The sequence below is a fragment of the Tsukamurella pseudospumae genome (assembly GCF_001575205.1).
Taxonomy (GTDB): domain Bacteria; phylum Actinomycetota; class Actinomycetes; order Mycobacteriales; family Mycobacteriaceae; genus Tsukamurella; species Tsukamurella pseudospumae.
In genome coordinates, this window is the sequence record NZ_LSRE01000018.1 from 28,101 (window position 1) to 51,266 (window position 23,166).

General features: G+C 71.5%; 28 protein-coding genes. 18 read left to right on the plus strand and 10 right to left on the minus strand.

From position 1 onward, the window contains the following. The 4 genes from rpsC to rpsQ are packed head-to-tail and all read left to right on the plus strand — an operon-like array spanning nucleotide 1 to nucleotide 1,742. Nucleotides 1-810, plus strand: a complete 810-nt coding sequence (rpsC, locus tag AXK61_RS14200; protein WP_068573207.1) for a 30S ribosomal protein S3 — start codon at nucleotides 1-3, stop codon at nucleotides 808-810. Between the two features lie 4 nt (nucleotides 811-814). After that, entirely contained in the window at nucleotides 815-1,231 is a 417-nt protein-coding gene (gene rplP, locus AXK61_RS14205; RefSeq protein ID WP_068573209.1) for a 50S ribosomal protein L16, read from the plus strand. Further along, complete coding sequence (gene rpmC, locus AXK61_RS14210) at nucleotides 1,231-1,461, plus strand: 50S ribosomal protein L29 (RefSeq protein WP_013128010.1); 231 nt, start codon at nucleotides 1,231-1,233, stop codon at nucleotides 1,459-1,461. The genes rplP and rpmC overlap by 1 nt, the downstream gene beginning before the upstream one ends. Further along, nucleotides 1,458-1,742, plus strand: coding sequence for a 30S ribosomal protein S17 (rpsQ, locus tag AXK61_RS14215; protein WP_068573211.1), 285 nt, complete (start codon nucleotides 1,458-1,460; stop codon nucleotides 1,740-1,742). Before rpmC ends, rpsQ begins: the two co-directional genes overlap by 4 nt. Before the next feature lie 75 nt (nucleotides 1,743-1,817). Here the strand turns inward: rpsQ and AXK61_RS14220 are convergent, their stop codons facing one another. Together AXK61_RS14220 and AXK61_RS14225 are read right to left on the minus strand one after the other, a co-directional pair. Beyond that, nucleotides 1,818-2,330 (minus strand): hypothetical protein, encoded by a 513-nt coding sequence (locus AXK61_RS14220; protein WP_068745945.1) that lies wholly within the window; start codon nucleotides 2,328-2,330, stop codon nucleotides 1,818-1,820. 99 nt (nucleotides 2,331-2,429) lie between these two features. After that, nucleotides 2,430-3,044, minus strand: a complete 615-nt coding sequence (locus tag AXK61_RS14225; RefSeq protein WP_068745947.1) for a hypothetical protein — start codon at nucleotides 3,042-3,044, stop codon at nucleotides 2,430-2,432. Between the two features lie 336 nt (nucleotides 3,045-3,380). On the opposite strand from AXK61_RS14225, the gene AXK61_RS14230 reads away from it, so the two are divergent. Then, the gene (locus AXK61_RS14230) at nucleotides 3,381-4,793 is read left to right on the plus strand and encodes a DEAD/DEAH box helicase (RefSeq protein WP_068746031.1); all 1,413 of its coding nucleotides are present in this window, start codon (nucleotides 3,381-3,383) and stop codon (nucleotides 4,791-4,793) included. 6 nt (nucleotides 4,794-4,799) lie between these two features. Here AXK61_RS14230 and AXK61_RS14235 read toward each other — a convergent pair whose 3' ends face one another. From AXK61_RS14235 to AXK61_RS14255, 5 genes are read right to left on the minus strand one after another with little or no spacing between them, the layout of a single operon-like run. Beyond that, nucleotides 4,800-5,039, minus strand: a complete 240-nt coding sequence (locus tag AXK61_RS14235) for a hypothetical protein (RefSeq protein ID WP_068746033.1) — start codon at nucleotides 5,037-5,039, stop codon at nucleotides 4,800-4,802. A 26-nt stretch (nucleotides 5,040-5,065) separates the two neighbouring features. Next, entirely contained in the window at nucleotides 5,066-6,001 is a 936-nt protein-coding gene (locus tag AXK61_RS14240; RefSeq protein ID WP_068745950.1) for a hypothetical protein, read from the minus strand. Beyond that, on the minus strand, nucleotides 6,001-9,324 hold the full coding sequence (locus tag AXK61_RS14245; protein ID WP_068745952.1) for a helicase HerA domain-containing protein: 3,324 nt from the start codon (nucleotides 9,322-9,324) through the stop codon (nucleotides 6,001-6,003). The genes AXK61_RS14240 and AXK61_RS14245 overlap by 1 nt, the downstream gene beginning before the upstream one ends. Then, the gene (locus AXK61_RS14250; RefSeq protein WP_068573219.1) at nucleotides 9,321-10,031 is read right to left on the minus strand and encodes a hypothetical protein; all 711 of its coding nucleotides are present in this window, start codon (nucleotides 10,029-10,031) and stop codon (nucleotides 9,321-9,323) included. Before AXK61_RS14250 ends, AXK61_RS14245 begins: the two co-directional genes overlap by 4 nt. A gap of 16 nt (nucleotides 10,032-10,047) precedes the next feature. Then, entirely contained in the window at nucleotides 10,048-11,082 is a 1,035-nt protein-coding gene (locus tag AXK61_RS14255; protein WP_068745954.1) for an endonuclease domain-containing protein, read from the minus strand. A 437-nt stretch (nucleotides 11,083-11,519) separates the two neighbouring features. On the opposite strand from AXK61_RS14255, the gene rplN reads away from it, so the two are divergent. The 7 genes from rplN to AXK61_RS14290 all read left to right on the plus strand — a co-directional run bounded on the left by rplN (nucleotide 11,520) and on the right by AXK61_RS14290 (nucleotide 16,592). After that, entirely contained in the window at nucleotides 11,520-11,888 is a 369-nt protein-coding gene (rplN, locus tag AXK61_RS14260; protein ID WP_068573225.1) for a 50S ribosomal protein L14, read from the plus strand. A gap of 1 nt (nucleotide 11,889) precedes the next feature. Further along, entirely contained in the window at nucleotides 11,890-12,195 is a 306-nt protein-coding gene (gene rplX, locus AXK61_RS14265; protein WP_068573227.1) for a 50S ribosomal protein L24, read from the plus strand. Between the two features lies 1 nt (nucleotide 12,196). Further along, nucleotides 12,197-12,760, plus strand: a complete 564-nt coding sequence (gene rplE, locus AXK61_RS14270; protein ID WP_013128002.1) for a 50S ribosomal protein L5 — start codon at nucleotides 12,197-12,199, stop codon at nucleotides 12,758-12,760. A 3-nt stretch (nucleotides 12,761-12,763) separates the two neighbouring features. Beyond that, nucleotides 12,764-12,949: a type Z 30S ribosomal protein S14 gene (locus AXK61_RS14275; RefSeq protein ID WP_068522657.1), complete on the plus strand. Its 186-nt coding sequence runs from the start codon at nucleotides 12,764-12,766 to the stop codon at nucleotides 12,947-12,949. Nucleotides 12,950-13,119: 170 nt separating this feature from the next. Continuing rightward, complete coding sequence (locus AXK61_RS14280) at nucleotides 13,120-14,460, plus strand: DUF5933 domain-containing protein (protein ID WP_068745956.1); 1,341 nt, start codon at nucleotides 13,120-13,122, stop codon at nucleotides 14,458-14,460. Nucleotides 14,461-14,490: 30 nt separating this feature from the next. Beyond that, a complete protein-coding gene (locus AXK61_RS14285; protein WP_231855551.1) occupies nucleotides 14,491-15,216 on the plus strand; it encodes a hypothetical protein in 726 nt (241 codons plus the stop codon). A 257-nt stretch (nucleotides 15,217-15,473) separates the two neighbouring features. Further along, complete coding sequence (locus AXK61_RS14290) at nucleotides 15,474-16,592, plus strand: cellulase family glycosylhydrolase (RefSeq protein WP_082789358.1); 1,119 nt, start codon at nucleotides 15,474-15,476, stop codon at nucleotides 16,590-16,592. A gap of 16 nt (nucleotides 16,593-16,608) precedes the next feature. Here AXK61_RS14290 and AXK61_RS14295 read toward each other — a convergent pair whose 3' ends face one another. Further along, complete coding sequence (locus AXK61_RS14295) at nucleotides 16,609-17,841, minus strand: hypothetical protein (RefSeq protein ID WP_068745958.1); 1,233 nt, start codon at nucleotides 17,839-17,841, stop codon at nucleotides 16,609-16,611. Between the two features lie 110 nt (nucleotides 17,842-17,951). Between AXK61_RS14295 and AXK61_RS14300 the strand changes: the two genes are divergently transcribed. Next, nucleotides 17,952-18,467, plus strand: coding sequence for an OsmC family protein (locus AXK61_RS14300; protein WP_068745960.1), 516 nt, complete (start codon nucleotides 17,952-17,954; stop codon nucleotides 18,465-18,467). Here AXK61_RS14300 and AXK61_RS14305 read toward each other — a convergent pair. After that, nucleotides 18,442-18,825 carry a DoxX family protein gene (locus tag AXK61_RS14305; RefSeq protein ID WP_068745962.1) on the minus strand — a complete coding sequence of 128 codons (384 nt, stop codon included), beginning with the start codon at nucleotides 18,823-18,825 and terminating at the stop codon, nucleotides 18,442-18,444. The genes AXK61_RS14300 and AXK61_RS14305 overlap by 26 nt on opposite strands. 80 nt (nucleotides 18,826-18,905) lie before the next feature. Here AXK61_RS14305 and AXK61_RS14310 point away from each other — a divergent pair, with 80 nt between their 5' ends. Continuing rightward, on the plus strand, nucleotides 18,906-19,772 hold the full coding sequence (locus AXK61_RS14310) for a hypothetical protein (RefSeq protein ID WP_068745965.1): 867 nt from the start codon (nucleotides 18,906-18,908) through the stop codon (nucleotides 19,770-19,772). Between the two features lie 60 nt (nucleotides 19,773-19,832). On the opposite strand, the gene AXK61_RS14315 is transcribed toward AXK61_RS14310, so the two are convergent. Beyond that, on the minus strand, nucleotides 19,833-20,558 hold the full coding sequence (locus tag AXK61_RS14315) for a hypothetical protein (RefSeq protein WP_068573239.1): 726 nt from the start codon (nucleotides 20,556-20,558) through the stop codon (nucleotides 19,833-19,835). A 555-nt stretch (nucleotides 20,559-21,113) separates the two neighbouring features. Between AXK61_RS14315 and rpsH the strand changes: the two genes are divergently transcribed. The 4 genes from rpsH to rpsE are packed head-to-tail and all read left to right on the plus strand — an operon-like array spanning nucleotide 21,114 to nucleotide 23,163. Continuing rightward, nucleotides 21,114-21,512 carry a 30S ribosomal protein S8 gene (gene rpsH, locus AXK61_RS14320; RefSeq protein ID WP_068533016.1) on the plus strand — a complete coding sequence of 133 codons (399 nt, stop codon included), beginning with the start codon at nucleotides 21,114-21,116 and terminating at the stop codon, nucleotides 21,510-21,512. Nucleotides 21,513-21,527: 15 nt separating this feature from the next. After that, on the plus strand, nucleotides 21,528-22,067 hold the full coding sequence (gene rplF / locus AXK61_RS14325; protein ID WP_068573241.1) for a 50S ribosomal protein L6: 540 nt from the start codon (nucleotides 21,528-21,530) through the stop codon (nucleotides 22,065-22,067). 3 nt (nucleotides 22,068-22,070) lie between these two features. Continuing rightward, entirely contained in the window at nucleotides 22,071-22,475 is a 405-nt protein-coding gene (rplR, locus tag AXK61_RS14330) for a 50S ribosomal protein L18 (RefSeq protein WP_068573243.1), read from the plus strand. A 43-nt stretch (nucleotides 22,476-22,518) separates the two neighbouring features. Then, nucleotides 22,519-23,163 carry a 30S ribosomal protein S5 gene (rpsE, locus tag AXK61_RS14335; protein WP_068573245.1) on the plus strand — a complete coding sequence of 215 codons (645 nt, stop codon included), beginning with the start codon at nucleotides 22,519-22,521 and terminating at the stop codon, nucleotides 23,161-23,163. The last annotated feature ends 3 nt before the right edge of the window (nucleotides 23,164-23,166 follow it).

The following is a 23,166-nucleotide window of genomic DNA, read 5'->3' on the forward strand; positions in this document are numbered from 1 at the left end:
ATGGGACAGAAGATCAATCCCCACGGCTTCCGCCTCGGCATCACCACGGACTGGAAGTCCCGCTGGTACGCCGATAAGCAGTACTCGGAGTACGTCAAGGAAGACGTCCAGATCCGTAAGCGCCTGACCGACAGCCTCGAGCGTGCCGGCATCAGCAAGATCGAGATCGAGCGCACCCGGGACCGCGTGCGGGTGGACATCCACACCGCGCGTCCGGGCATCGTCATCGGCCGCCGCGGCGCCGAGGCCGATCGCATCCGCTCGGAGCTGGAGAAGCTCACCAAGAAGCAGGTGCAGCTGAACATCCTCGAGGTGAAGAACCCCGAGGCCGACGCCCAGCTCGTCGCGCAGGGCATCGCGGAGCAGCTGAGCAACCGCGTGGCGTTCCGCCGCGCGATGCGCAAGGCGATCCAGTCGGCGATGCGTCAGCCGAACGTCAAGGGCATCCGGGTCCAGTGCTCGGGTCGTCTGGGCGGCGCGGAGATGAGCCGCAGCGAGTTCTACCGCGAGGGCCGCGTGCCCCTGCACACGCTGCGCGCCGACATCGACTACGGCCTGCACGAGGCGAAGACCACCTTCGGGCGGATCGGCGTCAAGGTGTGGATCTACAAGGGCGACGTCGTGGGCGGCCGGCGCGAGCTGGCGGCACCGTCGAACGACGACCGTCGCGGCCCGCGTCGTGAGCGCCCCCAGCGCCCGCGTCGTAGCGGCGCGTCGGGCACGACCGCCACCAGCACCGAGGCCGGTCGCGCCGCAACGGAGGACACTCCGGTGGCGGCGGCTCCGGCCGCAACGAACCAGGAGGGCTGACACCGTGTTGATCCCCCGTCGCGTCAAGCACCGCAAGCAGCACCACCCGGGTCGCTCCGGCCAGTCCAAGGGCGGCAACAAGGTGACCTTCGGTGACTACGGCATCCAGGCTCTCGAGCCCGCCTACATCACCAACCGTCAGATCGAGTCCGCTCGTATCGCCATCAACCGCCACATCAAGCGTGGCGGCAAGGTCTGGATCAACATCTTCCCGGACCGCCCGCTGACCAAGAAGCCGGCCGAGACCCGCATGGGTTCCGGTAAGGGTTCCGTCGAGTGGTGGGTCGCGAACGTCAAGCCCGGTCGTGTGCTGTTCGAGATGTCCTACCCCAACGAGGAGACCGCTCGCGAGGCCTTGCGCCGCGCGCAGCACAAGCTCCCCTGCAAGACCCGCATCGTGACCCGAGAGGAGCAGTTCTGATGTCGAACACCGTCGCCGCTGATCTCCGCGGTCTCACCGCGGACGAGCTGGTGGAGAAGCTGCGCGAGGCCAAGGAGGAGCTGTTCAACCTGCGGTTCCAGATGGCCACCGGGCAGATGAGCAACAACCGTCGCCTGCGCACCGTGCGTACCGACATCGCCCGGATCTACACGATCCTGCGCGAGCGGGAGCTCGGCCTGGCCTCCGGCCCGGAGGGTGACGCCGCATGAGCGAGAACGGAAGCAATGTGACCACCGAGGAGCGGAACAGCCGCAAGGTCCGCATCGGGTACGTCGTGTCCGACAAGATGGAGAAGACCATCGTCGTCGAGCTCGAGGACCGCGTGAAGCACTCCCTGTACGGCAAGATCATCCGCACCACCTCCAAGGTGAAGGCGCATGACGAAGAGGGCGTCGCCGGTGTCGGCGACCGCGTCCGGATCATGGAGACCCGTCCGCTGAGCGCCAGCAAGCACTGGCGCCTGGTGGAGGTGCTGGAGAAGGCGAAGTAGGCCGCTCCGCACCACCGAACGAACAGCCCCCGGCACCTCCGCGAGGAGGGGTCGGGGGCTTCGTCGTGCTCGGGGTCAGAGCGTGCGGCAGAGGGTGATGACGGCGTTCGTCGCGTCGGTCACGCGCTTGTACGCGGGGTTGCTCCTGGCCCAGGTGGCGTCGCCGCTGGCGCGCGCCCCGCGGTCCGTGTTCAGCGTGGCGTTGTACTCGGTGAGCCGAGCCTGATAAGCGCGCAGGGCGTTCGCGAGCCGCTGGTTGCCGCCCGCGCGGGCGACGGTGCCGGGGAGGGTGCCGAGTTCGACGCGGATCGCGTTCTGCTCGCGGTCGAGCACGGGGCCGATTCCCGCCCACGTCCAGTCCGGGTTCTTGGTGAAGTCGACGGTGGCCCGGCTCGCCCGCAGCCGCGGCGCCCGGTTGTTCGCCCACTGGTCGCAGGTCGCCTTCGCGGCGCTGTTCGACGGTGCCGCCGGCGCGGGCGGGGGAGTGGGGGCAGGGGTGGGGGCGGCGAGAGCCGGCAACGGTGCGGCGATCGCGGCGGCGAGGACGCCCGCGGACAGGGTCCGGACGGTCCACTGATGAATGCTCATGCTGTACCTCTAGTTCAAAATCAAGAACAGGACATGCATAAGCTATCGCGAATCGCGTGATTGTGAAAACTGAATCGTCTGGTGCGGTGAGCCGACGACTCAGGACGACGGGCACACCCGCTTGACGGCCGTCGCGGCCGTGCCCAGCGCGTCGAACGCGGGGTTGCTCTTCGCCCAGGTCGCGTCGCCCGAGGCGCGGGCCGCCTGGTCGACGCGCAGCGCGGCGCCGTAGGCGTCCAGCTTGGACTTGTAGTCGGTGATCGCGGTCTGGATCGAGGCCGCGGGCTGCGCGGTGGTGATGACGCCGGGCAACTTGCCCGACTCCGTGTCGATCGCCGCGAGCTCGGCGTTGAGCAGGGTGGTGATGCCGTCCCAGGTCCACTTCGGGTCCTTGGTGAAGGCGACCGTGGCGCGGCTGGCGACGATCCGGATGTCGTATCCGGCCTGCCACGAGGCGCAGGCCGACTTGCCGGCCGCGGCAGCGGCCGCTGCGCGCGAGGCGGCGATGGTGCTCTGGTAGGCGGCCACGTCCTGCGGGTCGGCGGAGCCGGTGCCGGGCACGGATGCGCAGCCGGCCAGGGCGACCACTGAGACGCCCGCGGCGAGCGCCGCTCCGGCGCGTCCGCGGAAGGGACGGGTCGTACGTGCGGTCATGTTCTTGCCTCCCCCGGCGCGCGTCGACGTGCACGCCTCCATCACTGCATTGTCGCGCATGAAGCCCCTCCGCGTTGCATCAGGGGTGCCGCCGCGAGGACTGTGAGCGTCGGCACTTCCCCCTCGAGTATGCACGCTCGTGCGAACAGGTTTGCTATGCTCTAGAACATGCGGGACGTTCATCGTTCCGCGCCGTCGTAGGGCTCCCGGGCCCCTGTCTCGCCGCACGCGGCTCGAGACCACCTCCCGGTTCTTTTCTTGCGGCGAACGGATGCGGCCACCGCCGCCTTCGCCACCCACCAGTGTTAGGTACCACCTGCCGTGAGCACCCCTGTGTCCACTCGTTCCTTCGCCGACCTCGGCGTCCCGTCGAACCTCATCGCCGCCCTCCACGACATGGACCGCAGCACCCCGTTCCCCATCCAGGCCGACACGCTGCCCGATACCCTGGCCGGCCGCGACGTTCTCGGGCGCGGCAAGACCGGCTCGGGCAAGACCCTGGCGTTCGCGATCCCGCTGGTCGCGCGCATCGCCGGCCACCGCGCTCCCGCCGGCAAGCCGTCCGGCCTCGTGCTCGCCCCGACCCGTGAGCTCGCCACCCAGATCACCGCCACCGTCGAGCCACTGGCCCGCGCGGCCGGACTGCGCGTCACCACGATCTTCGGCGGCGTCAAGCAGGGCCGCCAGGAGCAGGCGCTGAGCAACGGCGTCGACATCGTGGTGGCCTGCCCCGGTCGCCTCGAGGACCTGATGCGGCAGCGCATCGTCGATCTGTCGCGCGTCGAGGTCACCGTGCTCGACGAGGCGGATCACATGGCCGACCTGGGCTTCCTGCCGGTCGTCACCCGGATCCTCGCCGCCACCCCGACGGGCGGCCAGCGCATGCTGTTCTCGGCCACGCTGGACAACGGCGTCGACAAGCTCGTCCGCAAGTTCCTGACCGATCCGGTCTCGCACTCCGTCGATCCGGAGAACTCGCCGGTCGTCGACATGACCCACCACGTCTTCGAGGTGAGCGGCAAGGACGAGAAGAGCGAGCTGGTTCGCGTCCTCGCCTCCGGCACCGGCCGGCGGATCCTGTTCACCCGCACCAAGCACCAGGCGAAGAAACTGGCCAAGCAGCTCACGGCGCAGGGCATCCCCGCAGTCGACCTGCACGGCAACCTGAGCCAGCCGCAGCGCGACCGCAACCTCGAGGCGTTCAGCGCGGGCACCGCCCGGGTGCTCGTCGCGACCGACATCGCCGCCCGTGGCGTGCACGTCGACGACGTGCAGCTGGTCGTGCACGTCGACCCGCCCGCCGAGCACAAGGCGTACCTGCACCGCAGCGGCCGCACGGCCCGCGCCGGCAGCTCGGGCACCGTCGTCACCGTGATGACGCCGGAGCAGCGCAAGGACACCCAGGTCCTGCTGAAGAAGGCCGCGATCTCCGCGCGTCCGACGTCGGTCACCGCGACCGCGCCGGTGGTCGTCGACCTGGTCGGCGAGACCGCCCCCTACGTCGAGCCGGCGCCCGTCGCGCCGCCGCAGCAGCAGCGTCGTGCCGGTGGCGGGCACGCCCCGGGCCGTGGTCGCGCCGGGCGCGGCAAGGGTACGGGTGCCCGGTCCGACGGTGCCGGGCGCGGCCAGGGCCAGTCCTCGGGTCGCGGCCACAGCGCCGGTCAGGGCGCCGGGCGAGGCCAGGGCGGTCAGCGCTCCGGGCAGCAGCGCCAGGCACCGTCCGGTGGACGGACGCAGGGCCAGGGTCGCCCGCAGGGGCAGGGCCGCGCCCAGCAGCCCCGCCGCCGCGCCACCCGCCCCGCGGGCTGAGTCCCGCTACGCCATGCGGGTACCGCGGCCGACCAGCAGATAGGCCGCGGGCAGGACGCCCGCCGAGTTGACCACGCCGAGGCCGAGGCCCCAGAGCTTCTTGGGGCCGCGGACCTCGGCGTCGTCGCGTCCGGCCAGGTCGGCGAGGGCCCAGGCCCGGAGTCCGGCGTCGACGGCCGCGGTCGCGACGATCGCGGTCCTGGCTCGGGGCGACAGCTCGCTCCAGCTGATCTTCTTCCGGGTCATGTACTGCTCCTTCGTCGGTGTGTGCATCAATGGAAGGCCTCGACGAGCATCGCGCCGATCGCCAGCGGCACGACCATCCCGATCGCGGACAGGGCCGCGCTGATCAGCGGGTAGTAGAAGGTCGGGCCGTCGGCGCGGGCGGCGAGGATCATCGCGCCGACCTCGATCGCGATCACCAGCGTGATCGGCCCGAAGACGGCGAGGGCGATCCCGGCGTACGACACCCGCGACGTCGGGTATCCGTCGGACAGCATCACGGCGAACACGCCGAAGAACCCCGCGACCGCGATGAGCGGCACCGTCATCGCGAACAGGAGCACGGTGACGACGGCGTCGAACCCGCCGCCGAGCCCGAACAGGCGCGTCGCGCCCCACGCGAGCGCGGCCGCGACGGCGATCGCGGCGACGGGCCCGCCGATGAGCAGCACGGGGTTCGCGCCCTTCGGGGGCTCGTCCAGCATGTGGTAGGTGCCGCCCTTGCGGGCGAGGAAGGAGTCGACGAGCTCGGCCGGATCGCAGGTGAGGTAGGTGAGCCGGCGCCGGATCTCGAACGGGACACGGCGGCCCGGGCCCCGGACCTCGAGGACGACGGCGCCGTCGGGGCCGATCAGCGCCGCCCGCCCCTCGCCCTCCTCGACGTGGTGCCCGGCGGGCTCGTGGAACCAGTGCAAGGGCTGCCGCGGCCGGACCTTGCCGAGTCCCGCCGCCTCGCGGAACCCGGGGCCGAGTTCTGTGATCACGCATCGGGTGAGCGTGCGGTCCCCGATCACCCGAAGGTCCGGCTCACCGGGGGTGCGCAGGAGGTACGCGTCACGGTTGCCGTAGGCGTCGGCGAGGCGGCCGATCGACACGGCGGGTACGCGGTCGTCGGCACGACGCAGGGCGACGAACCCGTCCGTGCCCTCCGACGCCGCGTAGCCGAGCCGCGCGGCCGCGTCCTGCAGCTCGACCGGGAGGTCCATCAGTGACCCCGCGCGATCCGCAGTACCTCGTCCTCGGTCGGTGGGCTGGCGGCGTGATGCGAGAGGCACATCGGGGCGTGCAGGCGCACCGTCGACGCCCCGGACCCGAGGTAGAAGTCGCCCGGGCCGAGCCCGCCGATCCCGTCGATCCGACCGCCGCGGGCGGCCGCCAGGTCCTTGGCGGCCTGGATCTGCACCGGCGCGTTGAGCTTTCCGTAGAAGTGCGTGGCGCTGTTGCCGACGATCTTGTCGTGCAGGCCCTTCGGCGCCTGCGTCGCGAACACCAGCCCGAGCCCGTACTTGCGGGCCTGCGAGGCGAGCAACAGCGTGGACTCCGTGGACGGCTTCACCGATCCCGACGGCGCGATCTGCTGGGCCTCGTCCATGACCAGCAGGGCGCCGAGCGGCCGATCGCCGGCCGGGTGCCGCTTGATCCACGAGAACAGCGCCAGCTGCAGCTGCGCCACGAAGGTCTGCCGCTGCGTCTCGTCGGGCAGGCTGATGAGGCTGATCACCGAGATCCGCGCGATCTTGCCCGCCGACGGCGTCAGCAGCGTCACCGGGTCCACAGCCTCGCCGCGGCCGCCGAGCAGCGGGTTGTTGATGAGCGCCGCCTGCAGGTTCTCCGCGAGCTCCGGGGCCAGTTTGTCGGCGCTGCCGAGGCTGCTGCGCGTCGAATCCCATTCCCGCAGGAAGTCGGCGAAGCCGCGCACGTCCGAACGGTCCACCTGCCGGCCGTACGCGTCGAGCGCCTCCCGCAGGATCGCGCGCTGCTGCTCGCGCCGCATGCCGCCCACGCCCACGTGCTGCTCCAGCGCGCTCGCGCACGCCTCCACCGCCATCGCGAAGCCCTCGCGAGCCTCCTGCGCGTCGAGATCGTCGCCGTCCATGCCGGTGCGCAGCGCCGCGAAGTCCGGGATCGGTTGCAGCACGAGCGGTCTCGCTGATTCCCGGTTCGGCGTCCACACGATCACCTCCGTGCCGGCGAGGTAGCGCTGCGCCCGCTCGGCGTCGCCCTCCCACCAGCCCGACGGCGCCTGCGGCCACTCCTCACCCAGTCTGGAGAGGTCGTTGTTGGGGTCCAGCACGATCGCGGACACGCCGCGCAGCGCGCACTCCTCGATGAGCCGGCGGATCAGCACCGTCTTGCCCGAGCCCGAGCCCGCGAAGATCGCGGTGTGCTTGCGCAGCTCGGCGAGGTCGAGGAGCACCGGCGCCCGGTCGCCGGTGGTGCCCACGGGAACGCTCCCGGGCTCCGACGGTGCCGCCCCCGGCCCGGGTGCCTCCGGCGCCTGCACCTGCGCGTGTGCGGGGGCGTGCTCGGGCGGGGCGTCCGCACGCGGGGCGGGCGGGCCGCCGAACATGACGTCCGCGACGGCGCTCGACAGCCCGCCGACCCGGCCCACCGCGTCGCCGGGGATGAGGCCGCGCGCGCGACGCGGGGAGGTCGTCGGACGGGCTCCGGTCACCGTCGGGGCCGCGCGTTCGAGCCCGGCGAACATCCGCAGCCCGTGCGCGGGGCGCCGGGCGGTCAGCCATTCGTCCAGCCCCTCAGGGGAATTGGCGATGATCCGGCTCAGCGCGTCGAGGGTCGCGAGATCGCCCTCGTCGAGGGGGAGGAGCTCGGCGCCACGGTCCACGGCGTCGGCGATCACGGCCGATGCCTTCGGGCTGGTGGGCCAGGGCGTGGACCGCAGCAGGAACAGCTTGCGGCGGTCCATGCCCGCAGCGACGCCGGCCGCGGTCGCGGCGCTCTGCACCCGGTTCGTGGTGGCGACGGCGTTCGGGGCGGGGATGGCGCGGAAGGCCCAGTGCTGCTCGTCCTCGACGCGGCCGGGCAGGCGGCGCCGCAGCCGGCCGTCGAGCTGCTTGTTGCCGCGCTCGATCTGGAAGCCGTCGCCGCCGTCCTCGCGGGTCCAGGCGCGCAGTCCGGCCTCGAGCAGCGCGCTCATGCGCTTGTCCGCGACCGCCTGATCCGTCGCGACGTCGCCCACCCGGGCCCGGATCCGCAGCGCCTCGAACTGCGCGTCGATGCGGGCCAGGGCCTCCTCGGGCGTGGTCTCCGGCAGCGCGGGCTGCACGGCGGGCTCCGGCGTCGGGCCGGGCACCGTCGGCGCCGGGGCGGTGCGCGGCGCACCGTCGTCGAAGGAGGCGAGCTCGAAGTCCGAACGGGTGGACACGCACGCCCGGATGTGGGCGTCGACCTTGGTGAGCAGGTCGCGCGGGGTGTGGTGCACCGCCGAGGCGAAGGCCTCCGGCGCGACGGGCCACGTCGGGTGGGGCGGCGCGAACTCCTTCGCCCGGTAGGCGGCCGTCAGGCGCCGCTCGACGATCGCGCGGGCGATGGCACCGTCGGGCAGCGACTTGAGCGGACCCACCACCCGGAACCGGGCGGCCACGGACGCGGTCGCCCGGCTGGAGAGCGTCTCCCACGCCGTCGGCAGCATGCAGGCGACGGTGACGGTGCGGTACAGGCCCTGCCGCAACGACATCAGGCCGTGGCCCACCTGCTCGATCACCTCGGACTCCGCGGCATCGGGGGAGGTCAGCGTGGCCGCAGACTGCGCGAGCAGGGTGTCGATCTGGTCCACCGCGAACACGGTGGCCGCGGTCTCGGCCATGAACGCCGAGATCGCGCGCACCGTCTCGACGGCGGGGAAGCCGTGCGCGGGCAGGCCCCAGTGCAGGCGCTCGGCGGCGGTCTCCTCGACCTCGATGTCGTCGAGGAAGGCGGAGCCCAGGTCCGCGAGGCGGCTGTCGGGCGAGCCCAGCAGCACCAGCGCGCGCAGCACGCCGTGGTACTGCCGGACCTGCGGGCGCCGCTTGCTCATGGCCGCGACCAGCGCGTCGAGGCCCTCGGGGGTGGGCACCGCGTCGCCCGAGAACTCCCGACGGTGCGCCCGCGACAGCCCGGCCTCGTCCGAGAGCAGCCACAACAGCTGCGCGAGCTGCGTCTCGTGGTCGCGCGCCGGGCGGAGCAGCGAGCTGCGCAGCGAGGTCAGGGCGGCGCGCCAGAAATCCGACGCGTCGAGCAGCTCGAGCAGGACGAAGTAGTGGCCCGCCGACTGCACCTCGGCGCGGAACCGGGTGAGCAGGTGGGTCTTTCCGGTGCCCGCGTTGCCCGTGATCACCAGGCCGGTGGGGGAGGCGCCGGTGGACGCGACCGCGTCGCCGAGCGCGTCCTCGAGGTCCTCCCAGACGTCGGTGTGCAGGCCGTCGACGTGCATGTCCTCCGTCGCCGTGTCCCACACCTCCTCGTAGGTGGGGGCCCAGCTCAGGCGGACGGAGCGCAGCGCGGCGCGCTGCAGGTCGGACAGTGTCATCGGGTGATCCGTATCGCGTGCAGGGGCCTCCCGCCGAGGTGCAGCGCGGCGGCGCGGTCCTCGGCGGTGAGGGCTTTGAGATTGTCCTCCGCGACGATGTGCACGCCGGGCTCGGGGTAGAGGTCGCGCAGGGCGTCGTCGAGGTCCGCGCGGGGCAGGTCCGGCAGCGCCGCGCGCAAGCGGTGCAGCGCCACCCACGCGCCGGGCGCCGCGATCCGCAGGTACGCCGCGCGCACCCGCTCGACGGGGCTTCCTGCCGGGCGGGCGTGGGCGGCATCGTCGGACTGCGGAACCGGCGCCGACGGTGCCGCGCCCGGGCCAGACGGTGCCGGGACCGGCTCCGGGGTGCCCGGCCCGGGCATCATGACCTCGCCGAGCGCGAGCGACTCGCGGCGCAGGTAGCGGCCGATGCCCGCGGCGAACGTGAGCATCGCGCGCAGCTGCGGGGTCGCGCGCGGCGGGGGAGGCGACTCGAGCAGATCGGCGGCGGCGGCCCAGCCCTTGTCGGTGAGGGAGAGCACGAGCGCCCCCCGGGATCCCTTCTCCACGTCCAGGAGTCCGCGATCGACGAGCCGGCGGCGTGCGGGCGCCTCGAGGGCGGGTCCGAACTGCTGGAGATCGGGATTGCGGACCGGTTCGACCGCGGCGGCCAGGACCAGCAGCACCGCGGTCTCCGTGCCGGTGAGACCGGCGATCGACTCGCTCACCCGACACGCCCTTCTGTCATCGCGTTCCCGACAGCACCAATGTACGGATGACGGACATCGACTCGGCGAGGTCTCCCAAGATCCGGCTGTTCGTCAACCGCAGCACGCGGAACCCGGCGAGCAGGAGGTCCGCGTCGCGGCGCCGGTCGGCCTCGTACTTCTCGACCGAGCGATGGTCCGGGCCGTCGATCTCGACGACCAACCGGGGCTGCGGGAACAGCAGGTCCACGCGCACGGGCGGGTGCAGCGGACCCAGGTCGACGGCGTAGTTCCAGTGCCGCGCCGCGGCCCAGTCCACCCGCGCCAGCCCCTGTTCCAGGTACTTCTCCGCCGCGCTCGCCGGGTGCGGCCTGCCGGCGACCGGCGGGTAGAGCGGGGCGGGCTCGAGGCCCACCGTGTACTGCGTCGGCCAGACGTCCTCGTCGTCGGGGACCGGCGGACCGTCGACGACGGGGAACCGGTCCAGCGGTGCCGCACCGGGACCGAGCAGCCACACGGCGCAGCCGCCGCGCGCCAGCCACTGCGCGCCGACGGACAGCGCGTCGGCCTGATGCGGGGCGATGAGCCGGTCGACCACCAGCGCCAGTGCCGCGCGCCCGGCGCCGTAGCCGCGGGTCAGCGCGTACTCGACCGCGCTCCGACGGTCCGCCGCAGGCAGTTCCGTGAACGCGGCGATCGACTCGGGCCGCAGCGCCGCCGTCGCGAGCGCCCCGAGGGCCGTCCCGAGCCCGGCGGCACCGTCGTGCCGATGACTGAGCGAGCGGACCGCGAACCGGTCCAGGACGCCGTCGGATTCGGGGGCGCCGTCCGTGCCGTCCGTGCCGTCCGCAGCGGGCAGCCACGCCGGGAACAGCTCGAGCGCGACCGCGACGGTCCGCGCGAGCACGTCCTCGATGATCGCGCTGGGCGCGGATCCCAGCGGCTGCGTGAGCCCCGGGAAGACCACGATCGGGTCCTCCGGCCCGCGGCGCTCGGCAGCGGCCGTCAGTGCGAGCGGGGACGTGGCCCGCAGGCGCGTCACCCCGCCCGAGGGGAGGTCCGAGAGCTGCACGTCTTGGAAGTTACGGCATGCCCGTCGCGGCACATAGCACGTCATCCGGTCGAACGACACGGTCTGCGCCCGCGCGAGGGTCCTCCGGGTGCGCCGGCGCGTTTCGGGTGCGGATGGCTTCCCGCAACCGTTTCGCCCGGTCGCACCCTGCGTGCCGGGTGCGCTGGCGCATTTCGGGTGCGGATGGCTTCCCGCACCCGTTCTGCCCGGTGCGGGCAGTGGCCGGCCCCATCGCGACCGCGTGGGGTGGCGGCGGCGCACCGTCGGACCTGGGGGACAGGGGGCCGAGGGACTGACCGGGCGTGATTCGACAGCGACCTGCGGTTTCCTCTATCATGGACCGGTTGCCTGCGGCCTCGTGTCACAGGTGGCGGACCGCGCGTGTTCGGGTCGGTAATCCGGCGCGCATGAAAATCCAGGTCTGAGGAGACTCTCTAGTGATTCAGCAGGAATCGCGAGTGCGGGTCGCCGACAACACGGGTGCTAAGGAAATCCTCTGCATCCGCGTGCTCGGTGGAAGCTCGCGCCGCTATGCCGGCATCGGTGACATCATCGTTGCCACTGTCAAGGACGCCATCCCCGGCGGCAACGTCAAGCGTGGCGAGGTCGTCAAGGCCGTGATCGTGCGCACCTCCAAGGAGCGCCGCCGTCCGGACGGCTCGTACATCAAGTTCGACGAGAACGCCGCTGTCATCATCAAGAACGACAACGATCCTCGTGGCACCCGCATCTTCGGCCCGGTCGGCCGCGAGCTGCGCGACAAGAAGTTCATGAAGATCGTTTCGCTGGCCCCGGAGGTGCTCTGACATGAAGGTGCACAAGGGCGACACCGTCATCGTGGTCTCGGGACCCGACAAGGGCGCGAAGGGCAAGGTCGTCGAGTCCTTCCCGCAGGCTGACAAGGTCCTCGTCGAGGGCGTCAACCGGATCAAGAAGCACACCAGCACGTCCGCCACCGCGCAGGGCGGGATCGAGGTCCGTGAGGCCCCGATCCACGTCTCCAACGTGATGGTCGTCGACTCGGACGGCAACCCCACCCGCGTGGGCTACCGGACCGACGAGGAGACCGGCAAGCGCGTGCGGATCTCCCGCAAGAACGGGAAGGACATCTGAGATGACCACCTCTGAGAAGACCCAGCCGCGCCTGAAGGCGCGCTACCGCGCCGAGATCAAGGACGCGCTCAACAGCGAGTTCGACTACGCCAACGTGATGCAGATCCCCGGCGTCGTCAAGGTGGTCGTGAACATGGGCGTCGGCGACGCCGCCCGCGACGCCAAGCTCATCAACGGCGCCGTCAAGGACCTCGAGCTGATCACCGGCCAGAAGCCGGAGATCCGCAAGGCCCGCAAGTCCATCGCGCAGTTCAAGCTGCGTGAGGGCATGCCCATCGGCGCGCGCGTCACCCTCCGTGGCGACCGCATGTGGGAGTTCCTCGATCGCCTCACCTCGATCGCGCTGCCCCGTATCCGCGACTTCCGCGGCCTCAACGGCAACCAGTTCGACGGCAACGGCAACTACACGTTCGGCCTGAACGAGCAGTCGATGTTCCACGAGATCGACGTGGACTCCATCGACCGCCCGCGCGGCATGGACATCACCGTCGTCACCACTGCCACCAACAATGAGGAAGGCCGCGCACTGCTCAAGCACCTCGGCTTCCCCTTCAAGGAGAACTGAGCCATGGCAAAGAAGGCGCTGGTCAACAAGGCCAACAAGAAGCCGAAGTTCGCCGTCCGCGCGTACACCCGTTGCAACAAGTGCGGCCGCCCGCACTCGGTGTTCCGCAAGTTCGGCCTCTGCCGTGTGTGCCTGCGCGAGATGGCGCACGCCGGCGAGCTCCCCGGTGTGCACAAGAGCAGCTGGTGAGTGATCCCCGGGTCTGACCCGGGACACCGTCCGGCCTCACCGGACACAGACAAAACGGGCGCGCATCCCTTCGGGGATGCGCGCCCGCTGTCGTTTTTTCGAGCGTTCTCCATCACGAAACGCCGTTCGGATTCACAGAGTTACCCGTCCGTTAACTATGCTGTCATCTCATGTTGGTGCGTGCAGACTTCGCGCTCCCGCGGGGTCCACGCGGGGAGCGCTCCCGCCGCGGCTGGGGGAAGAGGCAATGGACCTGGGCGGTGCTCGCCGTCGTCGCGTTCGTCCTGGTGATCCAGGCCGCGGCGATGTACTACGGGCTCCGCGGCCCGGTGCACGGCCTCGTCTCCGACTTCGTCGGCCGTCCCGTCACCGGTGAGGTGAAGGTCGCCGCCCTCGCACTGGCCCTGATGTGCATGCCCGCGCGGCTGCGGCTGCCCTTCGTCGGCGTCGTGGCCGGGGTCGAGGTGCTGTTCAACGGCGAGCGCTTGCTGGCCGGGTCGCCGCTGCACTTCGGCAACGGCGTGATGTGGGGGCTCCTCGCGCTCACCGTCTACGCCGGCACCCGCCTGACCGGCTCGGAGCGGGCCGCGGCGCTCAAGGCCGCCGGCGTCGCCGCGATCCTCATCGCTGCGAACGCCGTCTCCGCCGTCTGGCTGGGCCTGACGATGCAGGCGCTGCCCGATGTCGCCGACCACTTCGTCGAGGTCGCCGACCGCGCGCTCGGCAGCCCGTCGTGGGTGATGGGGCGGCTCGTGCACGAGCACGGCTGGTACCTGTGGCTGATCACGAAGGTCTACACCTACCTGCCCGTCGGGGCGGCCGTGGTCGCCTACTTCCAGCTGCGGCGCAGCTCCACCGAGGGCTTCCCGCGGCACCACATCGTGAAGTCCTTCATCCTGATCGGCGCCATCGGCCCGGTCGTCTACTTCCTGTTCCCGGTCGTCGGACCGGCGTACGCCTTCGGCAACGAGGTCGCCGGCGCGGGCTGGATGAACGTCTGGCCGCACGTGGTGCCCACGTCGCTCGAGCCCGTCTCGGCGTACTTCAGCCAGCAGGCGCCCCGTAACTGCATGCCCAGCCTGCACACCGCCTGGGCCACCGCGATCCTCGTGCACGCCCTGCGCGGGCCGCGCCTGCTCAAGATGTTCGGCGTCGTCTGGTGGGTGTGCACGATCTCGGCGACCCTGGGCCTCGGCGCCCACTACGGCGTCGACCTCGTGGCCGGCCTCGTCTTCGCCCTCACCCTCGAGGCCGCGATGATCCGCCCCGAGGACGGCTGGCACCCCCGCCGCATCGTCACCGTCGTGGGCGGGACGGTGGCCTTCGCCGCGATCCTGCTGGCCATCCGGTACCTCAGCGTCCCCATGGCGCAGAGCGGCCATCTCGCCGCCGTGGCACTGCTCGGTGTCGTGGGCGTCATGGTGGTCGCCTACGCGCGGATCGCGCGGCCCCCGTCGCTCGACGATGCCGCCACGTCACCTCCGGTGGGGCAGCAGGCGCTCGCGGCCTGACGGCTACGCTGTCCGATGTGGGTGATTCCGATGCGTAGCGCGATCGCGGTGGCGCTCGGCGTCGCCGCCGTCGGATTGATCGCCACGCGGTTCATCGGGCCGATCGGGATGCTGTTCCTGGCCGGCGGCCTGATCGTCGCAATGGTCGTACTCCTCGCCGGCCCCGGCGACGCGGCGGCGGTGCGCCGGCCCGACCCGCTGCGGTTCGTCGACGCCCCTGCGCCGCAGCGGCCGCGGGCGCAGCCGAAGGCGACCCCGGCGCCGTCGGGCAGGGCGCTGTGGGAGCGTGCGACGGGCCGTCACGACGAGGTGCTGTCCGAGTACGCGGGCTACGAGCTCGATCCGGAGATGCTGCTCCGTTTCCCGGCGATGTGGGACCTCAGCTCGCCGAAGGTCATCGCCTTCCACGACGCCCTCGAGCACGCGGGCGCCCTGCGCACCGACGAATACCCCGGCGAGGGGTCCGCCGCGGAGTACGCCGACGCCGTCACCGACCTGCGCACCACCTGGTACGCCGCCGACCGGCACGCCCGCAGCACCGGCACCACCGGGCTGCCCGCCGAGGACGCGCGCGACCTCGACCGTGGGCTCAAGCTCTACCGTCACGCTTCGTCCAGCACCGCCGCAGAGCGGGCGGCGTACCTGAACCAGGTGGTGAGCACCGTCGACCGGCTGGTCGATCGGGGCGTCCTGCCCGCGCCGCCGCGGTTCCGCGCCGAGCTGGAGGCAGAGGCCCGCAAGGCCATCGAGAGCTGATCGGAACCGATCGCCGCGCGCAGAACGGGTGCGCGAGGTCATCCGCACCTGAAATGCGCCAGCGCCCCCGGCGTGCAGGGTGCGGCTGCGCGAAACGGGTGCGGGAAGCCGTTCGCACCCGTAATGCGCGGTGGTCCGCGGCGCGCGCTGCCGCGCGCCGCAACACTCCCGTGACAATTGTTGCCTATGGTGTCAGTGTGACTGTTGTGACTCGACGGGTGCTGCTGGGTGCGGCCGCCGCTGCGGTGCCGGCCGCGATGATCGCGGCGCGTGCCGCCGCCGACCCTGGCTCCGGACCGGGGGCGGGCGGCACCGTTGGGCCGACGACGCCGGGCGCCCCCGCCGGGCCCACCACCCGCTGGACCCCCGAACGCGCGCAGCAGTGGCGCGCGCAGAACCCCTGGATGGTCGGCGCGAACTACATCAACGCCAACGCCGGGAACCAGTTCGAGATGTTCCAGGCGCAGACCTTCGACCCGGTGCGGATGAACCTCGAGCTCAGCTGGGCCAAGGGGCTCGGCATGACCACGATGCGCGTGTTCCTGCAGGACCAGCTGTGGACCGCCGACCCGACCGGCTTCGTGCGGCGCCTCGACCAGTTCCTCACCGTCGCGAACACCAACGGCATCAAGGTCATGTTCGTGCTGTTCGACTCGTGCTGGGATCCGAACCCGAAGCCGGGCGTCCAGCGCGAGCCCACGCCCGGCGTGCACAACTCGACCTGGGTGCAGAGCCCGGGCGCCGCGGGCCTGACCAACCCCGACACCAGCACGCTGCGGGCCTACGCGACCGGCGTGGTCAAGGCCTTCGCGAACGATCCGCGCGTGATCGCGTGGGACGTGTGGAACGAGCCGGAGAACCTCGCCGACTCCTACCCGCTGAGCCCGCCGGACAAGGTGGCCCGCGTCGCGCAGCTGCTCCCGAAGGCCTTCGAGTGGGCCCGCGCCGGCGCCCCGACGCAGCCGCTGACCTCCGGCGTCTGGGCCGACACCCGCCCCGAGATCCGCGCGATCCAGCTCGCCCAGTCGGACGTCATCAGCTTCCACAGCTACGACCCGCCGGAGAAGTTCCGTGCCATGGCCGCCGACCTCGCGAAGCAGGGCCGGCCGATGCTGCTCACCGAGTACATGGCCCGCCCGCAGGGCAGCACGATCGAGACGATCCTGCCGATCTGCAAGGAGCTCGGCATCGACGCCTACCAGTGGGGCTTCGTGGCGGGCCGCAGCCAGACCTACTACCCGTGGGACTCGTGGAAGCAGCCCTACGTCGGGGCGCGGCAGCCCGCGCAGTGGTTCCACGACCTGCTCTGGCCCGACGGTCGTGCCTACCGCGAGTCCGAGGTGTCGACGGTGCGCCGCCTCACGGCCCGCACCTGACCGGCGCGGATCCGGCTCAGTCGGCGCGCAGGTAGGTGCCGTCCAGCGCGTAGTAGGCGCTCGACCTCGAGCCCGGTCCGAGGCCGACCTCCATCACGGGCGGTGCCGCCCGCGAGGACGAACGAGCACGACTGTCCTCGTCGATCTCGAGTCCCAGAGCGTGGGCGTCGATGGGGAGGACGGTGAAGCGCTTCTCGAGGTCCGCTCGGGCACGCTCGATGCCGGCGGAGGTGATGACGCGGAGCGCGAACGCGGAGCTGCTCGCCGACCGTGACGGCGTGAGGCTGACCTCGGGGAACTTGCCGACGGTCTCCTTGAGAGTGCCGGATCGGCCGGCGCCGTTGATCCGCATCTCGACGGTGCCCCTCCCGGATCCGACGGAGCCGGCGTTGGAGGCGAACACGCGGTACTGCAGCTCGTCGATGACGGGCTGCGCCGGATCCAGACCGTTGGTGCGCAGGAGTCGTTCGGCCGTGGGTAGCAGTCCGTCGACCTTCGCGAGAGCCAGGTTGTCGGGAAGGGCGCCGGCGCCGTCGGTCTCGATGTCGACGCCCGACATGCTGAAGGTCGCGACGAGCTTCTTGTCGCCGCTGCGCCGCTCGATCTCGATGCCGTCCGACGCGTGCGGCGAGGTCCGGTCGATGCCGATCGTGTCGGCGGCCGCGGTGACCTTCGTCGCCGTCGCCGTGAGGTCGAGGCCGGCGATGTCGGAGGCCTTGAACGCGGCGTCCGCGCGGTCGTTCGTCGAGCTGCGACTGGGCTCGTACCACGTGTCGCTGCTGTGGGAGAAGTAGGCGGAGACGCGTTGGCCGGTGGTCAGGTCGAGAGTGGTCACCCGCGTGGTGTTCTCGTCGATGTCGATGGAGAGGATCGACTCCGCCCCGCCCGGTAACTCGCCGGCCTTCGCGACGGCCCTGCGGAGTTCCGTCGACGGGTCGGCGACGGGGCTCGCCGAGCCGGGAGCCACCCCCGCGGGCTTCGCGGCGCCGCGTGATCCCGACCCACCGGCGTCCTCCGTCATCACGATCGCCACCGGCAACCCGGCGGACACCACGAGGATGCCGGTCACGAACGCGGCGACCAGCCCCATCCCCGGCGGGGCGGACCGCAGGCGCCACGCGAGCAGCCCCGCGACCGCGACGGTCGTCACGGCCCAGACGAGGGAGGCGGCACCGTCGGACACGACGGACCCGACCAGGCCCACCGTGGTGAGCACCGCGAGCAGGGCGACCGTGAGGGAGGTGGACACGGGGTCAGAATATCCGCAGGCAATCATGCTGAGCGCAACCAGTGCGTCCCGGGCGAAACGGTCATACGGTCCGCGGAAGAACCATCCGCCCCCCACCGAAGGAACCCCACATGACCGCATCCGCGACCGGAACCCTCACCGCCATCATCGACGCGACCGCTGAGGCCGTCTCGCGCAATGTCGCCAACGCGCACGTGGTGTTCTCCGCGACCGCGGCGCCGCAGGGCACCGTCGGCAGCGTCACGACGGCCCGGCAGCACACTCTCGCGGTCGACGAGCCGCCCACGCTCGGCGGCACGGACACCGCGATCAACCCCGTCGAGGCGTACCTGGGCGCGCTCCTGGCCTGCCAGGTCGTGACCTACCGCTTCTACGCGGACAAGCTGGGCGTGAGCATCGACGAGCTGAAGCTCAGCGCCGAGGGCGACCTCGACGTGCGCGGCTTCTTCGGCCTGGACGACACCGTCCGCCCCGGATTCACGGCCGTGCGGGTCACCGTCGACATCACCGGCCCGGACAGCGAGGAGCGCTACCGTGAGCTGACCGACACCGTCGACGCGCACTGCCCGGTCCTGGACCTCACCCAGAACCCCACCCCGGTCACGACGACGCTGCGGGTGAACTGACGCGCGGCCCCGTCGCGGCGAGCGCGGCGTAGAACACCAGCATCGACGAGGCGGCGGCGAAGTTCAGCCGCAGGTCGCGGGCCCGCACGTGCATGCCGACCGCGACGCTGAAGTACAGCGTCAGCATGATCGCGGTGAACCGGGCCAGGCCGGGCCACCGCGGCGCCGCCGCGAGCCCCAGCGCCGACGCGCCCTTGACCACCGGGAAGAACCACCGCCCACCGTCGGGCCACCCCACGGAGTCGAGGCACGCGGCGACGTAGGGGATCGGCTGCACGCAGATCGCGGCATCGGCCGCCTGGCCCGCGGCGGCCAGCTGATAGAGGCGGGGCTCGTGCACGATCTCGGGGACCTTCATGCCCTTCGACGGTACGCCGCGCCCCGCGCCCCGTCGTCCTCCCGAGGGCGGACGCGGCGCGGGTGTGATGGGGTGACGGCATGCGAGATGCTCCGAAACGTCGGTTCGCCCGCACCGTCGACCTGGGGACGCGGAAGTTCTGGCGCCTGACCGGGCGGGAGATCGACCTCGACGGTGCCGACGCCTGGCTCCGGGCGCCGACGGTCGGCCCCGGACCCGTCGGGACGGCGTGGCTCGAGGCCGAGGCCGCCCGCCGGGGCGGCACGGTCCACCACGACCTGCCCGACGCGGGACTGATCCCCGACTGGGGCGCCCTGGCCGGGGCGGGATTCGACCCGTCGGCGTTGCACCCGTCGATCGTCGACTTCTACGCGCGCACCGCGCGGTGGCGGATGGAGGTGTGGAGCAGCTGGTCGCCGCTGTTCCAGCCGGGCGGCGCGATCGTCTCGCGCGGCTTCGGCCGGCGCGTGCAGCAGCTCGCGCTCCCGACGAACCCCCTGGACGTCGCGCGCGGGCTCGACGGCCGGGTGTCCGTGCTCACCGACAGTGCGGGCGAGCAGGTCGCCGCCGGCTGGATCCGGACACTGCGCAGCTCCGGCGACACGGTGTTCAGCGGCTGCTACTCCACGCGGACCCTGCCCGGCGCCGACCGCCCCAGCGTGCACGTCACCTTCCCGCTCGAGGCGGGGAACCTGCAGGTCTTCCTACGGCCCTCCGACCGGCCGGGCGGAGCGCTCGAACTGGCGTCGCCGCGGGGCCCGTGGGGCGCCGACGGCGCGTACATCACCGTCCACGACAGTGGCCGCGACTTCGCCAAGCGGGTGCCGTTGCACGAGAGCTTCCAGCTGTACGTCGACGACGAGGGGACGCTGCGCACCGATCACGTCGTGCGGGTCGGGCCGGCGACGGCGCTGCGGCTGCACTACAAGCTCACGCGCCGGGAGTGACCCGGGCGTCACGCGCCGGGAGCGACCCCGGGCATCACGCGCCGGGAGCGACCCCGGGCGTCACGCGCCGGGCGGGAGGCCGGGAACGTATCCGCGCCGCCCGTCCCAGCTGCCGTGCTCGGAGACCGGCCGGAACCGGTAGGTCGCGAACTCGTGGTGGAAGTCCCGGCGCCGGCGCTCCTCCATCGCGACCTCGTGCCGATGTGGATCCGGCAGGTCGCTGTGGCCGTGCACCATGTCCGTCATCGCGCGGACGGTCCGCCAGATCGAGAAGGTGGCGATGGTGTTCGGCGGGCGCATCGCCGCTCCCGCGAGCGTCGCGCCGGGATCGTCGCGGACCTGGCGTTCGACGGGCCGCCCCCAGTGCAGGAAGCGGGGCACCTCCGGCAGGCGCATCCGGGCGACGGTGACCGCGACCACCGGTTCGTCCTCGTCCCACTCGCCGGCCCGTGCGGGTAGTCCCGGCAGCGCGCTGATCTGCGACCATCGCCGCAGGTAACGCATCCGCACGTGCCAGCCGTCGGCCAGTCGTGCGCCGGCCGGGCTCGCGAGGTGGTCGTCGATCGCGGCCTCGTCGTCCCACCGCGCGAACATCGCCAACCGGCGCAGCTGCAGGCGGTCGGGGGAGACGACGGGCGCGCCGAGCCGCATCAGCGCCAGGGTCTCGGCGTGCCGCAGCCCGGGGACGGTGCCCGGCCCGGGCGGCCGCACCAGCAGCGACGCCGTCGTCGTCCGGGGCAGTTCGACGAGGTGGAGGGTGAAGACCCCGGTATCGCCGTGCGTCATGGCGCCGACGGTACGCGGTGGGCGTCGGGTGGGGGATCCAGCGTGCGGTGGGGGAGTCGGCGCCGCGCGGGGGATGGCCGACGGTGCACGGCGTGTGGTGGGGGAGTCGGCGTCCGATGCGGGAGGCCTGGCGTGGCGCGGGGGACGTCGGCGCCGCGTGGGGGACGGCCGAGCCCCCACCGCACGACCGGCGTCCGGTGGGGGCGGAGCCGTGGAGTGGGGGAGTCTGTGCGGCGCGGGGGACGACCGGGCGGCACCGTCGGGCCCGGTGACGTGTGACGCCATCCGGGCCGGACGAGCCACACTGATTCGACTCTGACCGGGACTTTCTCTACACTAGAGAGGTTGCCTGCCGTGCTTCGAGCACGGCCGGCGCACTTCCCCGAACCGGTACGGACTCGTCCGGCCGGTCCGGAATCCCTGCAGTGCAACGGTATTGCAGGACGGTTTGCTTCGTAGTAGGCCCACCGTCGGACGATCCAGGCCCTCCTCGTGAGGGCACCAGAGCGCCGGCGATGCATGGGAACCGCTGCGAGAAAGGTAGACGAATCTGTCATGACCATGACTGATCCGATCGCAGACTTCTTGACCCGTCTGCGCAACGCCAACTCGGCGTACCACGACGAGGTGACGCTCCCGCACTCGAAGATCAAGGCGAACATCGCCGAGATCCTCAAGCGTGAGGGCTACATCACCGACTTCCGTACCGAGGACGCCGAGGTGGGCAAGAACCTCGTCGTTTCGCTGAAGTACGGCCCCAGCCGTGAGCGTTCGATCGCCGGCCTGCGCCGCGTGTCGAAGCCCGGTCTGCGCGTGTACGCGAAGTCCACCAACCTGCCGAAGGTCCTCGGTGGCCTGGGCGTGGCGATCATCTCCACGTCCTCGGGCCTCCTCACGGATCGCCAGGCAGCCAAGCAGGGCGTGGGCGGCGAAGTCCTCGCTTACGTCTGGTAAGGGGACAACAAACTTATGTCGCGTATTGGTAAGCACCCCGTGGTCGTTCCCGCGGGCGTCGACGTGCAGATCGCAGGCCAGGACGTCACCGTCAAGGGCCCCAAGGGCCAGCTGTCGCTGACCGTCTCCGAGCCGATCTCGGTGTCGAAGAACGAAGAGGGCGCCGTCGTGGTGGCCCGTCCCGACGACGAGCGGCGCAATCGCGCGCTGCACGGCCTGTCGCGGACCCTGGTCGCCAACATGGTGACCGGTGTGACCGAGGGTTACACCAAGAAGATGGAGATCTACGGCGTGGGTTACCGCGTGGCGCTCAAGGGCAAGGACCTCGAGTTCGCCCTGGGCTACAGCCACCCGGTGCCGATCGAGGCGCCCGAGGGCATCACCTTCGCGGTGGAGAGCCCCACCAAGTTCTCCGTGTCCGGCATCGACAAGCAGCAGGTCGGCCAGATCTCGGCGGTCATCCGCAAGCTCCGTCGTCCCGATCCCTACAAGGGCAAGGGCGTGCGGTACGAGGGTGAGCAGATCCGTCGCAAGGTCGGAAAGACGGGTAAGTAACTCATGGCAACTCAGACCGAGAACAACAAGCGTATCCCGGTGGGCAAGGACGTCTCGACTCGTCGTCGCACGTCGAAGGCTCGCCGTCACTTCCGCCTGCGCAAGAAGATCGAGGGCACCGCGGCCCGTCCGCGCCTCGTCGTCAAGCGCTCCAGCCGGCACATCCACGTGCAGCTGATCGACGACCTCAAGGGCCACACGCTGGCCGCGGCGTCGACGCTGGAGGCGGACGTCAAGGCTGCGGGTGGCGACAAGTCGGCCCAGGCGAAGAAGGTCGGCGAGCTCATCGCGGCCCGCGCCAAGGCAGCCGGTGTCGAGGCCGTCGTGTTCGACCGTGGTGGCAACAAGTACCACGGCCGGATCGCCGCTCTCGCGGACGCCGCTCGCGAAGGCGGGTTGGAGTTCTGATGACCAACACCACCATCTTTTCCATCGAAGGAGAGGCAGCCTGATGCCCGGACGTCAGCGTCGTGACGGCGGCAATGGGCCCGCCGGCAGCAACGGCCCCGAGAACTCGAACGACCGCCGCGGCGGCCGTGGTGGTCGCGATCGCGATCAGCGCGGTGGCCGTGAGGCCGAGAAGAGCCAGTTCATCGAGAAGGTCGTCACCATCAACCGCGTGTCGAAGGTCGTGAAGGGTGGTCGGCGCTTCAGCTTCACCGCCCTCGTGATCGTCGGCGACGGCCAGGGCATGGTCGGCGTCGGTTACGGCAAGGCCAAGGAAGTTCCTGCGGCCATCCAGAAGGGTGTCGAGGAGGCTCGGAAGAACTTCTTCCGCGTCCCCATGATCGGCAACACCATCGTGCACCCGGTGCAGGGTGAGGCCGCGGCCGGCGTCGTGCTGCTGCGTCCCGCCAGCCCGGGTACCGGTGTCATCGCCGGTGGCGCCGTGCGTCCCGTGCTCGAGGCGGCCGGCGTCCACGACGTCATCGCCAAGAGCCTGGGCTCGGACAACGCCATCAACGTGGTGCACGCGACCGTGGCGGCTCTCAAGGAGCTGCAGCGTCCCGAGGAGGTCGCGGCTCGTCGCGGCCTGCCCGTCGAGGACGTCGCCCCGGCCGGCATGCTCCGCGCTCGCGCGGGTCAGGGAGCGTAAGTC